The sequence below is a fragment of the Pseudomonas sp. IT-P253 genome (genome assembly GCF_949768125.1).
Lineage (GTDB): Bacteria > Pseudomonadota > Gammaproteobacteria > Pseudomonadales > Pseudomonadaceae > Aquipseudomonas.
Genome location: NZ_CATKPT010000071.1, coordinates 1 through 334, shown reverse-complemented (window position 1 = coordinate 334; position 334 = coordinate 1). Strand labels below are relative to the sequence as shown.

Below are 334 nucleotides of genomic sequence, written 5' to 3'. Positions count from 1 at the left end.
ATGGCGTGACCATTTGCGGCCCGACCAACCTGGCTGGCGCGGTCGCGGCAGATGCTTCGGCACTGTATGCACGCAACCTGCTGGACTTCATGAAACTGTTGTTCGATAAAGAAGGACAACTGGTGATCAACCTTGATGACGATATCGTCGCCGCGTGCCTGATGTGCCGCGACGGTCAGATCGTGCGCAAGAACGGCTGAGGATAAAAATAATGGAAGACATGCTGATCTCTCACGGCATCTACAACCTGATCATCTTCGTGCTGGCCATCTATGTCGGCTACCACGTGGTCTGGAACGTGACACCTGCACTGCACACACCGCTGATGGCTGTC

At 55.1% G+C, this 334-nt stretch carries 1 protein-coding gene and 1 pseudogene; both read left to right on the top strand.

Annotated features, from left to right (window positions below; translation table 11 throughout):
- Positions 1-200: pseudogene (locus ACM6IR_RS25100) on the top strand (NAD(P)(+) transhydrogenase (Re/Si-specific) subunit alpha); the annotation flags it as partial.
- Positions 201-211: 11 nt separating this feature from the next.
- On the top strand, positions 212-334 hold a 123-nt coding region (locus ACM6IR_RS25095; protein WP_414910180.1), incomplete at its 3' end, for a proton-translocating transhydrogenase family protein.